This window comes from Ohtaekwangia kribbensis (assembly GCF_042676245.1).
Lineage (GTDB): Bacteria > Bacteroidota > Bacteroidia > Cytophagales > Cyclobacteriaceae > Ohtaekwangia > Ohtaekwangia kribbensis.
Map to the genome: position 1 here is coordinate 162,787 of NZ_JBHTKA010000013.1, position 14,072 is coordinate 176,858.

Genomic DNA, 14,072 nt, shown 5'->3' on the forward strand with positions numbered 1-14,072 from the left:
TAAAATCCGGTGTCATTACTAAAGATACAAATTGTTATTATTCGATGCTGATAATCCAGGTGTCGCGAAAAGTATAGCGCGACATCCGTCTGTATTTATTGCAAAGTTTCTGCGCTTCTTCCTTCGTTGGTGGTGCATCGTTCATGTGAACTATGTAGTAGCGCTTCTCCGGATGGTACGCCACATCTGCCGGATAGCCGGCACGTCTCAGGTTGAACGCATATTTCTCTGCATATACCGGTATATGAAACACACCCACTACTACATAGTGCCCGGGACGCAACCCTTCTCCGGAAAGTGATCGTACAGTCGGTTTATTTTTAATCACGGTGTCGGCTGGTGCATTCACAGTCGCAGGTATACGCGGTTCAGGCTCCGACTTCTTAGCCTCTTGTTCACGTTGCTCCGTTCTAACGGGAGCTGCCGACCTGGCTGCTTCAGCTTTTTTCTCCGGCTGCACTATATCTTCATCCCTTGCTATCGCTTCCTCAGAATCCGACACATCAGATTCAACCGGCTCCGAAGATGCATGTATAGTTTTAAGCTTTGTTTTTACCTGCGGATCTTTCTTTTTTCCGAGTCGCAGTATTAATTGTACCTCGTGCGTACCGCTTCCCAATGAACTTTTTCTGCCAGCTGCAAATTCGTAGGCATATCCTACTTTCAATTTGTCTTTGATATTCGTTCCAACAAAAGCAGCTGCACCATAGTGCTGGCGGTACGATGCACCCAACCAGACTATATTATTAATCCGCACAGACCCCAGACCTTCAACCTGGGCAGACGTGTTATCATTCGTACGGTATATAACCATCGGTTCAAAAACAACCCGCTGACTGAAATATATACTATAGCTGGCCGATGATACCGTATTGCGAAGCTGGTTAACACCGATTTTATTAAAGTTATTTTCAGATGCAACGTACGTATTAAAAAGACGCGGTATAGCAAAAGCAACTTTCAAATTACCGCGTTGGTAATGCATACCAAATTGTCCTTCGAACGATGATGTTGCGCCCACGACCGGATCACTTGCATAACCGTCACCGCTCTGGACAGAGACACTGGTCACACCGGCCGACAATCCGAAAGCTAGCTTGTGGTTGTCATTAACTTTATTTCCCAGGTATACCTGGTACGCAAATGTCGCCAGACCTGTGGTTGTTTTTAATACGCCCGCTTTATCCTGGTATCCTGTAAAAGCTATACCAGTGCGATAGCTGAGCGGTACATGAACGCTCAGTGTACCGGTAGTCGGCGCGCCTTCAACACCTGCCCACTGACTTCTATAGTTGAGATATACTTCAGTATAACCACTGGGTGCCACGAATGACGGGTTATACAAAAACGGGTTAAGAAAATAATGACTATACAGCGTGCTTTGCTGTGCGTATAGTGACTGCGTTACCATGAATAACGAAGTACAAAGTATTCTAATAAGTAATTTCATTTCAGTCGGGCGATGGTTACACTACCAGTTTGTTTTGAATTATCCGCACGTCTGATCACATAGAAGTAAGCACCATCGGGAAGCGGCTTGCCGTTCGAAGTTCCGTCCCACGGAGTAGTGTACCCGGTAGAAGAATATACTTTCTGCCCCTGACGATTGTAGATCACAATTTCGCAACCATCCAGCAGGTAAGCGTTCTCAATATTCCACGCTTCGGTGCTTACATCGCCACGATTATCCGGTGAAAATAGTTTGGGAATTTTCAAAGCATCCTCTTCCCTTTGGAAGTTAGCCTCAACAACCATATCGCTGTTCACTGTCACAGATTGTGATGCAGCGGCACCGGTAATATCACCGGTCCACCCGGTAAAAGTATATCCGGATGCTGCAACAGCTTCAATGGTTACTATCGTTCCGGATGTATAGGTACCCGTTCCGGTCACCGAACCACCGGCTGACGGCACAACGGTAGCACTAAGCGTAAAACTGGAAATGCTAAAGCTTGCCGTTACGTTCTTGTCACCATCCATCGTTACCGTAGTGGATGCATCCGTCCCGGTTACATCACCGCTCCATCCGGTAAAGGTATAGCCTGATGCCGGTGTAGCCGTAAGGGTTGCCACGCTTCCCGCATCGTACGATCCCGCACCACTTACATTACCACCATCCGATGGAGATGTTGCTATAGCCAGGGTATATTTCGTGGTGCCGGATTGCGACTGGAAATTTGCTGTAACATTCTTATCACCGTCCATTGTTATAGTCACAGAAGTTGAAGTTCCCGTTACATCGCCACTCCAGCCTGTAAAGGTATAACCGGTTGCTGGCGTAGCGGTAAGAGTTGCTGTAGATCCGGATGTATAGCTTCCGCCTCCGCTTACTGTACCGCCTGCTGAAGGTGAAACGGTAGTAGCAAGGGTATATTTACCCGCCTGTATCACCTCAAAGATAGCCGTTACCGATTTATTGCTATTCATCGTTACCGTGGTGGTAGTAGCTGTTCCGGTTGCATCACCACTCCAGCCTGTAAAGGTATATCCGGTTGCCGGTGTAGCAGTAAGAGTCGCTGTAGCCCCTGACGTATAACTTCCCGCTCCGCTTACTGTACCACCCGCTGCGGGGGTCGCAGTGGTAGCAAGAGTATATTTAATTTCCTGGAAGGTTGCCGTAACCGTTTTATTACCGTTCATAGTCACGGTAACAGAAGACGCGCTTCCCGTTGCATCACCACTCCAACCTGCAAAGGTATATCCGGCTGCGGGTGTTGCTGTTAGTGTAACTGTGCTTCCAATCGTATAGGATCCCGCTCCGGTAATTGTTCCACCTGTGGATGGCGATGCCGTGGCGGTAAGCGTATATTTGGTAGGTTCGAAGTTCGCGGTAACCGTTTTATTGTTGTTCATCGTTACCGTGATGGAAGACGTGCTTCCCGTTGCATCACCCGTCCACCCGGTGAAGGTATATCCGGCTGCTGGTGTAGCGGTAAGGGTCGCTGTGCTTCCCGAGTTATACGATCCTGCTCCACTCACAGTACCGGCCGCAGCGGGAGACGCTGTAGCAGTAAGGGTATATTTGATTGCCTGAAAGTTCGCCGTTACGTTTTTATCACCGTTCATCAACACGGTAACCGAAGATGAACTTCCGGTTGCATCACCGGTCCACCCGGTAAAGGTATATCCGGCTGCCGGTGTAACGGTAACGGTAACGGTGCTCCCGGAAGTATACGATCCGGCCCCACTCACCGTACCGCCGGCTGCGGGCGATTGAGTTGCCGTAAGCTTATATTTAGGTGCCTCTCCGGCAATAAGACCTCTTCCAACGGTACTCATGTATACCCGGCCATATACATTCATGTCCCCCATTACAAAATTTCCATTGCCAGGTCCGCCCCATTCATGGGCATCGTCATTTATTCTTATCCATTTAGCTCCCTGATCAATGGAACGGTATATACCCTTCACGCCTCCTACTGTACCCCATATATATATAGCAGGATAAGTTGCACCGGGAGCTGCTTTCCCGAACCCCACGGCTGCACAATCAGTAACATTAGCAACGGTTGTCCATGAAGTTCCACTGTTGGTAGTATATTTTAATCCACTCCCGTTTAGCGCTACCCACACGTGCCCTTCATTACCGGGAACAGTCCTTGCCCTGCTTGAACCCCATTGGCCTGGATTAGATGCTGAAGCTGAAAAACTTACACCTTTGTTTGTACTTACCAATAGCTGTCCGGTGCTGCGATTGTATATATAGAATTTGTTTGTATTAACGAAATCCGCTACAGGAAATGCATCTTTAGCATCCGTTACGCCCGTACTTGTCCATGTTCCCCCATTGTCTGTTGAGTAGTATGTCGTACTTTCACCTCCCGGGCAAAGAAGAATCGTATTCCCGTCTGCCGATAAAGCTGCTTTCCCATACGAACCATCAATAGAAGTCAATTGTGTCCAGGTTGCTCCCTGATCGGTGGAGTAATATACTTTGTCTGAAATTCTCACCACCCTATTCGTATTGTTTGCAGCATACGCTAAACCGTTGTTGGAAACTTTGGTAGGATTAATATTTTTGTCCGGATAGGCATAAACATCTGAATAGACGGCTCCGTATTGGTCTCCTACCGCTGAAATAAATTTGCCACCCTGTATACTTATAGCATCCAGTACTACGGTCTCTTCCATGCCCTTCACATCAACTTTCCAGGTAGTGTTAGTTGCATTGATATTGTCGCAAGTAAACAAACCATTTCCCGATGTAACGCGTACTTTCGCGGCATTCATTGGATCAAACTCAATGGAGACGTCCCAATGTATACCGGAATTGGCGGCCATCCAACCAACGCCATTGGTGTTAAATGTACTTGTATTGGATATTTTTGACGCCCATGTATTTCCTCCATCGGTTGACAGGTAAATAAAATCTCCCCACGAGGTATTGAATTGGTTGTTGCCGTACGAATTGGTTGTAGAAACAATAACCCTGTTGGCGTTTGCAGGATCTACGCTTACACCGCTATATGCCTTTCCTGTGGATGGTGTTATATCGGTCGCGGTCGATGTACTCGTATTAAACTTCCATACTTGTCCGTTGGTAGAAGGTTCAGGCTCACTCCAGTGTCCATGTGGACCCGATCCATCTGCATACGCTATATATAGCGTGTTTCCGGAAAGAGCAGCCCTGTTCGGCATAAAGGCTGTTGGTAGCTGAGCTGATAGCGCTGAAAAAGTATTACCACCATCGGTGCTTCTATAAATATTTGTGCTTCCCAAACGGGATACTCCCAAATATATAGTTTGTGTTATACCTCCTGATACACTACCCGGATCGAATATAACAAAGCAAATTCCATTGTCGTTAGGTGTCGCCGTTACTCCATCCCATGCCAGTGTCCACGTTGCACCTGCATTGGTACTTTTCCATAATCCGTTTCTCCTGGTTCCACAATACAATATGTTGCTATTGTTAGGATCCACGGCAAGTCGTTCACCATTCCCTCTTCCAATACCATTGCCGTGTGCTTTAAATTTATCGGTAACCTCGGTAATGGTAAAGGTATTTCCCTTGTCAGAAGATCTTAAAATAGCTGTTTTACCTCCATTGAAATAACTCGTACCCACCAACATATATAGCTTATTGGGATCTTGAGGATCCAACGCAATCGCTTCAACTCCCTGGTAGGAAACTTCGTCTTCCGAACACCAGTCGAGCAGCGGAATCCACTTGGAATTTGCCGCATTCCATCGGTAAGCTCCTCCAACATCCGTACGGCAGTATACATCTCCCGATGTTTTATGACCGATGATACCGGTTACAAAACCCCCACCTCCCAACGCTACGTTACTCCAGGCATAGGTCTCTGTTTGCGATCGTCCCTCCATTAGAGGAATCAGGAAAAGGAAAGTTGCAAAGAGTACCTTAAAGATGGCGGTAAAAATTACGCGCATATATACTTGTATAAATATTCTGACATTCATTCTTGTTTTAGATTAACCAGCAGTAAAAAAATATTAAGGACAGACCATCGATAAACAGTGAGGTATACGTAGTGCTCCCTAGGGCTTATGAGTTTTAATGGTTAGAATAGCTTGAGACAATCCGGGTGACGTAACGGTGAGTTTAACATCGCCCGCACCGTGTGTACTTCGAATAACAACCAACGCGCGTCCTTGCCACGCTTTGCGTGTGTTGCCTATATATAGCTCGTAGTTTTTCAGATCGGCATTGTCAACTCCGGCAATGATACCGGGCCCTTCAATTTGGAAATGCAGCCGATTGGCAGCTGTGGGTTGAAGCGTACCATTCTTGTCTGTGATCTCTACTGTAACATAAGACAAGTCTTGTCCATCCGCTGTTATTTCTTTTCGATCGGCCGTTAACTTTATGGTTGCAGCATCGCCTGCGGTCTGCAACGTGGTCGATTCAACTTCCTTACCATTCTCTACAGCAACAGCTTTTAATATACCGGCTGTATAAGGTACATCGAATGTAGCTTTATACTCTCGTTCGTATGTTGTTGCACGTTCACCGATCAGTGTGTTGTTCAGGTAAAGTTTAACCTTCGGATACCTGGAATATACTTCTACCTGTACAGTCTTGCCTTCAAATCCGGGCCAGTTCCAGCTCTCCCACGTGGGCCAAACCGACCACCATGTATCTTTAATTTCAAGCGGTTTCGGCTCGGGTTCACGAACGGCCATATATAGTTTCTCGGTATCATTATATAGCATGCTTCTGTAATGCGATATAGGTTTTCGCCAGCCCATCAAATCTATATCGCCACAGTATGCCCCGTGCCACGGGAATAATTCATTCTCCCAGTGTTGCCCCGGAGCTTCACCTGAATAATACCAGCGGCCTATACCAGACTCTCCTAAATAATCCATGGCGGTCCACACAAAATCACCAATGATATAGCTGTTATTTTGTACCAGGTTCCAATTGGCAAAAGCATCACGCGGGTATGACTCGGTTTGAACGATAATACGTGATGGGTCTCGCACATGGTCGGCAGGTGCACTCTGCAAATGATAATTATAGCCTGCTACATCATGCACATCCATGAGCGAATCAAACACTTCCCACGTTTTACCGTTTTCCACTATAGCCGATGTTACAGGTCGCGAGGTATCCATTCTCTTCACTTCGTCCGCAAGCATCTTCGCAGTTTTTGTAGCATCGGGAGTTCCTCTTTCGGGTATCTCATTACCGGTGCTCCACATCACGATCGAAGGATGATTACGATCGCGCAGAACCATTGCTTCCAGATCGCGTTTCCACCAGTCTTTAAAATACCGGGCATAGTCAAATTTATTCTTGCCGATCTTCCAGCAGTCGAATGACTCATCCATTACCAATAAACCTAAGCGGTCACAGGCATCCAGGAATGCTTCTGATGGTGGGTTATGAGATGTTCGTACGGCATTGAAACCTGCCATCTTCAGTAATTCAACTTTGCGTTCTTCGGCACGATCAAATGCAGCCGCCCCGAGGCAACCATTATCATGATGCACACAGCCACCGTTTAACTTTATCGTTTTACCATTAAGCTGAAAACCGTTTTGAGTAGAAAATTTTACAGAGCGTATACCGAAGCTGGTTTTAGTTTCGTCTGCTATAGTAGTACCCCTTAACACTTGTACCTTTGCCTGGTATAAATCAGGAGTTTCAGGAGACCACAACATGGGCCTCGCAATGATCAGTGTCTGTATAACTTCCTTTTCGCTATTCGCCGGGAGTTCTAATTTTACCTGACCAATGCCTGCAGTTTTAGAATCTTTATTCAGAAGAGAAGTTTTAACAACCACTTGTTGAGCAGACGATGTTTCGTTTTTCACCAGTGTCTTTATCTGCACGGTTACTTTTTGTGAAGTGACCTGGGGAGTGGCAATGGAAACACCCCATTGCGCTACATGCACCGGGTCTGTAACCATCATCCAAACATGACGATATATACCGGAACCGCTATACCAGCGGCTGTTCAGGTGTTGCGAATTATCAACCCGCACTGCAATTACATTCTCCTTACCAAATACTATATAAGGCGTAAGATCATAACTGAATGATGAATAACCATAGGGATAAATGCCCAATGATTTTCCATTGATAAAAACTTCAGAATTCATGTAAACGCCTTCGAAGTATATAGATACTTTTTTAGTTTTCCGTTCAGCCGGAACGTTGAAAGACTTCCGGTACCACGCTTTGCCTGCGGAAAAGTATCCACCGCCACCTGCTGTTGGATTTTTGGGAGCAATTTCACCTTCTATACTCCAGTCGTGTGGCAAATCAAGTTTACGCCAGGTCGAATCGTTATAGTTTGCTATGCTGGCCGCTGCAGTATCACCGGGAAAGAACTTCCAATCGTTATCAAATAATTGTTTTCGTTCATATATACCCTGCCCCTGGGCTACCCCAGAAATGCCGCTCACAATAAGGAAAAGCATTAGGGTATATACCCTGGCATAACTATAATTATTGCATGTATTGAACATCCGCATATATATTCAGTGATTTTATATAGATGACTTATACTTTCAGAGCAATCAGGCTTCCTATTTTGATTCTATAACCGCTACATCCCATGCCTTCAGTGTCAGCGGCTTGCCTTTCTGAATCGGGAGGTTGGTGAGCAGATTAACACCATCTGTATACTGGTAAGAAAACGACTGTTCAACCGCTGAAAAATTATAGTAGAAGTGAAGATTCTTCCCGCCGTTACTTACACCGTGCTTTACCTTTATTCGATCCGGCAGCGCCTGATCAGCGAGAAGACTACGCTCACCGAGCACGGATGCCAGTATATTTTTTATGATACTTTCAGAAGGTACAGTTCCAAAGTACGTCATCGCGCCTTTGCCGCTGTTATTCGTTACTACAGCAGGATATACTCCGAAAAAAGGATGATCATAAAATGCGAGCGGTCTGGCCGTGGTCGTTTGCAAAAACTCAGCCCACTGCTCAGTATAGTTCTGATCTTTCGCCTGGAACGGATCACCTTTTAATGGAAGAGGCGAACGCAACGTTGAAAACTCCTGGTACGTGAATCCGGCAGCGTCAGCAAGACCGCCAGGCATTGTCTGATGGCGCACGGCTGAATATTCGTCACAAAAACCACTCTTTACAGTGGCGATAAGATGTCCGCCATTTTTAACGTACGCATGAAGCCTGTTCAGCATGGAGTCACTGGCTATATATAGCGATGGCACAATCAGCACCTCGTAGCGACTCAGATCTTCCGTGTTATCAAAAACAAAATCTGCTTCAACATTGAGATCGTACAGCACTTTATAAAACCGGGCAAGTATCTTTTGATACGCGCCATCGGCATCCCAGGGTCCGGTTTCGGGACCTTTCATGTTGTTATCAAAGCGTTGAAGATTAAGAGCAACATCCGAATCTTCGCTAAAGAGAATCGCTACTTTATTATTCTTCTTAATGTTCACCAGCTTCTTGCCAAGCTTTTCACGCTCGCGACCGATGTTGCTTATCTCCCTATATATTCTTCCGGGCTTCAGATCATGAGGAAGAATACCTCTCCAGTATTGTTCTATACCATTGTGTAATGAGTGCCAATGCCAATATGAAACCAGGTTGGCACCTGAGCCTATATGGGCATAGTAATTTAGTCTCAGCTGTCCATCGTATGGAGGGAACTGTTCTTTTGAATTCCAGCCGATCGAAGCAGCGTTTGTTTCCGGCACCAGGTAATTTTTTCTTTTTAAGGAACGCGTAAAGTCCCCCTGCATGGCAATGCGCAATCCATCCGATTTATCCTGATCGTAGTGGTATATATTTACACCGGCATAATCAAGTATAGCGGAGATAGCCTTCTGATCTAAGTCGCTGCGAAGCGCCCCGGCAAAATCATGCATTACAAATTGAGAAGATCCTTTATACTTCCTCACAATAGCCGCCTGCCACGAAAGGAAGTCCGTTACCGTTACTCGCTGATAGCGTGTCCACTCTAATCTATACCCCGGATGATTGAATCCACTGGCCGGGTGTAATTCATCCCAACTGTTGATGGCCTGTCCCCAATAGTTGAGTCCCCGTACTTTATTTACCTTATCAACGGTCTTAAATTTCTTCTTAAGATACTCTATATATTTTAGGTGGTTATCGCGGGCATCCGGCCACTTGGAGTGTGTCTCATTGTCAATCTGGTAACCGATAACCGCCGGATGCGTTTTATAGTGCTCTACGATTCTTTTAATAACCCGTTGACTATAATATAGGTATATAGGATTGGTGAGGTCTACATTTTGCCGGATTCCATACTTAAGTCGCTGCCCGTTCTCCTGCATAGCCGTTATCTCCGGATACTTAAGATATAACCATGCGGGAATGGAATAGGTAGGTGTCCCCATTATTACTTTAATACCGGCTTTGTGCATGGCATCTACCACTCTGTCCATCCATGCAAACTCAAACTCACCATCACGCGGCTCCCACAACTGCCAGGTAGACTCCCCTAACCGAACATAGTTAATGCCAGCTTCTTTCATTAACCGAACATCTTCTTCAAGTCGCTCGCTCGGCATATACTCATGGTAGTAAGCTACGCCAAACAATATCTCATCGAATGCGTAAGGCTGCGCGCGGGTTATCAAACTGCTGGCCATGCAAACCAAAAGAAGCAATCCAAATACGTAATTCCTGAAATATGTCGTAAGCGTCAAGCGTGCGTCTAACAAAGTAGTGATCATGTCAATCAGTAAAGCTTTAGGTAATCCCAGTTGTTTTTGGAGGGGAAAGTAAAGTGTTCCGGGGCTTACAGACGGGTTCCAAAGATCGCAGATTAGGTCACCAATAGTCTCCGTTGCGTAAAACGGCACATTTCAGGTAAAACACTTGTAAGATTTATACCCTATGCGCGGCAACGATGTATAGTGATAAAGCGAATGCCGTGGGATATGAAAGATATCTTGTCAATATCCGTCACTGGCATACTCATTGAGCGGAGTAATATTTAGGACGTTTTAGTTGTCAGAAACAATGATCTCAGGATGGTGCATGAATAGTCTCGGAAGAAATTGTTCTGTATTCGCCAACTTTTTTGTATCCCTGCATTTTTTTGTATTGGCTTCGAGGGTCTCGATGTTTGCAGTGTATTCTATAAATCTACAACAAAACCGGATTTAGGCAGTATACACCATCCTAACATTGAAAAGATGCAACGAATCAATCTGAAGAAAAATCTGATCAAAATATTATTGATCTTATTGACTGCATTGCTTATCGCCAATTGCGTATTAACATTTATCAATGGTAATACAATTGTAGAGAACAATGCACTGAGAGAGCGCACAGAACATGTAAAGCGCAATACCGAACGCATCATTGGTGATATTGTTCACGGTGCTGATCTGGCGGTACGCGGTTATGCACTGACAAAAAGCGAAAAACTAGCTGAACCACTCAGGATTGCCTCTGTATATAAAGACTCTGTATTTATAGGACTGAAGAATCAACTGAATAGTCAGCGTTACGATACCTCAAGCTTGCATGAAATGAAGATAGCTGTTGACGACTATATAATGTTTTCGAACGGTATGATCGATCTGGCAAGTCAGGACAGCATGCAGAAATTTATCGCTATATTAAATGAAGATCGCGGATTTGATCTATGGAAAAAATATATGACCTTCCGGGACCCCTTGTTTGCATACGAAGATACACTTAACAGAGAAGCCGAGAACCGTTACGTAGCTGCACTCGGTGACAACAGGCTCATTGTTATTGTATTATTACTTATAGGTGTGCCTACTATGATTTATATAATAAGACGTCTGGGACGGGACGAAAAACAACTTGCAGCATTGCTTCTTAACCTCGATCAGCAGAACCGCCAGTATATATTTGATAACGGTTCACCCCTGGATGTAAATGACATCGATCATGTTATCGAGAATTCGATCCAGAATTTCAAGAAAGCCAATACGTTCATCACCAATATAGCGAACGGAAACTATAGCGTTGAGTGGGAAACGCTTCATGATGGGAACCGTTCGTTGAATGAAAGTAATCTGGCTGGGAACCTCATCCGGATGAAAAATCACTTAAATGACAGTAAGCTCAGCAATGAGAAGCGCGAATGGGGTGTATCGGGTTTGGCAGAGCTGATAACATTAATCCAAAATCAACGCGACATCAAAGAGCTTGGTAACAGTGTTGTTAAATATATAGTACGCTATACAAAATCGAATCAAGCCTGCATGTTTGTAGTACCGGTGGAACAAGAACACAATAACGAGTATCTGCAGTTAGTGGCGTGCTATGCCTGGGATAGAAAACGTTATGTAAACATGAAGATGCAAAAGCGCGAAGGACTTATCGGACAATGCTGGCATGAGGCTGAACCTATACTACTCACAAACGTACCGGAAGATTACATCCAGATTTCGTCAGGCCTGGGTGATGCATCGCCCCGGAGCGTCTATATTACTCCTATAAAAATGAATAACGTTGTTTATGGAGTTCTGGAACTGGCATCCTTCAGCAGGTTTGAAGAACATGAAATCGACTTTATCAACAAAGCATGTGAGAGTATAGCAGCGTGTATTTTTGCCGTAAAAATGACTGAAAGAACAAATATAATGATGTCTCAATATACGACTCAAATCGAATCGCTGCAATCAGAACTCAAAATGCTTAAAGAACTAAATCAGTCGCTGGTGGAAGTATAAGAACCCCATCCTTTTAAGATTTCCACAACGAATCTTCCTGCCATCGTAATTCAGTACTCCATAACAAACGAGTACGTCACCGCAGTGTCCAGGTGATATATATACGACTATACTCCTGAGCAGAAGCTTGGCCGTTGCGCAAAGCATGTTAGTCAGATACCTTTTAATGCCTTTTTTGAGATTTTAGCATACCCCACCGCCCGTCTGAAATACGCTACCTTTCGCGATGCGCGATTCTATATTTAAGAATGCGACCCCCCGTACAATTAACTAAACTATATGAACGGCTCAGCACTCAGGCTACTGAAAAAAATATGCTGCACAATTTCACTCACGTTGATCGTGCACACACAAATTTTCAGTCAGGTTATTGATTCAACCTTATTGTTGCCGGACAAGGACATGCAGTGGTGGAAAGATGCCAAGTTCGGACTCTTTATTCACTATGGACTATATGCTGTACACGGCAGAGGTGAATGGGCAATGTTCAACGAGTATATGAATATCAGTGAATACGAAAATCTCAAAGATAAATTCAACTATAAACAGGATACACCAAAACGTTGGGTGGAAATCGCGCAGAAAGCAGGATGTAACTATATGGTTGTTACAACGCGTCACCATGATGGGTTCAGTTTGTTCGACACCCGGTTTGGCGATTACGATGCTGTGAATAGCGCAGCCGGACGAGACATTATAAAAGACTACGCAGATGCCGCGCATCGAGCAGGAATGAAAATGGGATTTTATTACTCTCCGTTAGACTGGCGATACCCCGGTTTCTTCTTTCCCGACATGTATCGCACCAGTGCTGAGGAAATGAAAAAGCAGACTTATACACAGGTGAGAGAGTTACTCACGAATTATGGCAAAGTAGATATACTGTGGTATGATGGCGGAGAAGATTTCTGGCTTGGTCATGGTGGAATTGTTTGGGAAGGCGGGCAATGGAAATCAAGACGACCTGATAAACCTTATACCGGAAGTTTTAGTTGGGAGCCGGTGAAGCTTAATACGATGGTAAGAGCCTTACAACCACAGGTTGTTATCAGCGAACGTAGCGGATGGATGGGTGACTTCGTAACCAGAGAAAACTCGTTCGGCAAAAAGCCGAACAGGTCGTGGGAGTTCTGTACAAATCTTGGAGGAAGTGCGTGGGGCTGGACACCGCAGGCGAAGCACCAGGTACTGTCGGCCGACAGTGCAACTCAACTACTTGTAAAAGTTGTATGCATGGGCGGCAATCTTCTTCTTAACGTTGGCCCGATGGCTAATGGCGAAATCGAAGAAATACAGGCGCAAAGACTTGAAGAGATTGGAACATTCTTGAAAACGAATGGTGAAAGTATATATGGTACAACCGGTGGTGGTTACGATGATACATGGGGAGGAACCACCCTTACGGAGAAAGCCATTTACGTACATATACTGAAAGTCCCAGTTGATGGAAAAATAAGTATACCGGCTAACAACAGGAAAATTGCTTCGGCTGTCATCCTCAATACCAAAGAAAAAATCAGATTTAAACAAAACAATAGCAGCATTGAATTATTCGAGCTACCTGCAACCAAAACGGTTGCAGATACTATTATTAAGTTAAGCCTCAAGTAAAAGCAAGGGGCGGTAATAGAACCCTGGGAGTATATATATTCCTTAATGATGATATATAGCGTATTGTACCGCCTGGGATATCTAATCGTAAAATTATCCAATTACCAAGTATACTAATTGAAATGACTTCTTCTTCTAAAAAAATCAGCGTACTCGCACGCCTGTTCTTTTTCTGTTTTGTTTTGGCAGGGACATCGTCCCGGGCGCAGCTTGTTACCATACCCATTGAGACACATAGTAATGCCCTCGTGCTGCAGGCTGATGAAAAAAAGAATTTCAATATTTTATACTTCGGTGAAAAACTGCAGAACAGCAGTGAATATATA

The 14,072-nt window shown here is 44.8% G+C and carries 7 protein-coding genes; 3 read left to right on the forward strand and 4 right to left on the reverse strand.

Translation table 11 applies throughout. The features are described from left to right. Positions 1 to 37: 37 nt before the first annotated feature. The 4 genes from ACFQ21_RS25815 to ACFQ21_RS25830 form a co-directional block, all read right to left on the reverse strand. Positions 38 to 1,450: a PorP/SprF family type IX secretion system membrane protein gene (locus ACFQ21_RS25815; protein ID WP_377584409.1), complete on the reverse strand. Its 1,413-nt coding sequence runs from the start codon at positions 1,448 to 1,450 to the stop codon at positions 38 to 40. Beyond that, entirely contained in the window at positions 1,447 to 5,424 is a 3,978-nt protein-coding gene (locus ACFQ21_RS25820) for an InlB B-repeat-containing protein (protein ID WP_377584412.1), read from the reverse strand. The genes ACFQ21_RS25815 and ACFQ21_RS25820 overlap by 4 nt, the downstream gene beginning before the upstream one ends. A gap of 78 nt (positions 5,425 to 5,502) precedes the next feature. Then, positions 5,503 to 7,893 (reverse strand): glycoside hydrolase family 2 TIM barrel-domain containing protein, encoded by a 2,391-nt coding sequence (locus ACFQ21_RS25825; RefSeq protein WP_377584414.1) that lies wholly within the window; start codon positions 7,891 to 7,893, stop codon positions 5,503 to 5,505. Positions 7,894 to 8,001: 108 nt separating this feature from the next. Next, positions 8,002 to 10,155 carry a beta-galactosidase gene (locus tag ACFQ21_RS25830; protein WP_377584417.1) on the reverse strand — a complete coding sequence of 718 codons (2,154 nt, stop codon included), beginning with the start codon at positions 10,153 to 10,155 and terminating at the stop codon, positions 8,002 to 8,004. Between the two features lie 465 nt (positions 10,156 to 10,620). Between ACFQ21_RS25830 and ACFQ21_RS25835 the strand changes: the two genes are divergently transcribed. The 3 genes from ACFQ21_RS25835 to ACFQ21_RS25845 form a co-directional block, all read left to right on the forward strand. Next, positions 10,621 to 12,135 carry a GAF domain-containing protein gene (locus ACFQ21_RS25835; protein ID WP_377584420.1) on the forward strand — a complete coding sequence of 505 codons (1,515 nt, stop codon included), beginning with the start codon at positions 10,621 to 10,623 and terminating at the stop codon, positions 12,133 to 12,135. A 279-nt stretch (positions 12,136 to 12,414) separates the two neighbouring features. Further along, a complete protein-coding gene (locus ACFQ21_RS25840) occupies positions 12,415 to 13,746 on the forward strand; it encodes an alpha-L-fucosidase (protein WP_377584423.1) in 1,332 nt (443 codons plus the stop codon). 122 nt (positions 13,747 to 13,868) lie between these two features. Further along, on the forward strand, positions 13,869 to 14,072 hold a 204-nt coding region (locus ACFQ21_RS25845; protein WP_377584425.1), incomplete at its 3' end, for a hypothetical protein.

Excerpts from the sequence above, each read along its gene's own strand:
- ACFQ21_RS25835 (WP_377584420.1), top strand. The coding sequence starts at position 10,621 with ATGCAACGAATCAATCTGAAGAAAAATCTGATCAAAATATTATTGATC.
- ACFQ21_RS25830 (WP_377584417.1), bottom strand. The coding sequence starts at position 10,155 with ATGATCACTACTTTGTTAGACGCACGCTTGACGCTTACGACATATTTC.
- ACFQ21_RS25815 (WP_377584409.1), bottom strand. The coding sequence starts at position 1,450 with ATGAAATTACTTATTAGAATACTTTGTACTTCGTTATTCATGGTAACG.
- ACFQ21_RS25825 (WP_377584414.1), bottom strand. The coding sequence starts at position 7,893 with ATGCTTTTCCTTATTGTGAGCGGCATTTCTGGGGTAGCCCAGGGGCAG.
- ACFQ21_RS25840 (WP_377584423.1), top strand. The coding sequence starts at position 12,415 with ATGAACGGCTCAGCACTCAGGCTACTGAAAAAAATATGCTGCACAATT.
- ACFQ21_RS25820 (WP_377584412.1), bottom strand. The coding sequence starts at position 5,424 with ATGAATGTCAGAATATTTATACAAGTATATATGCGCGTAATTTTTACC.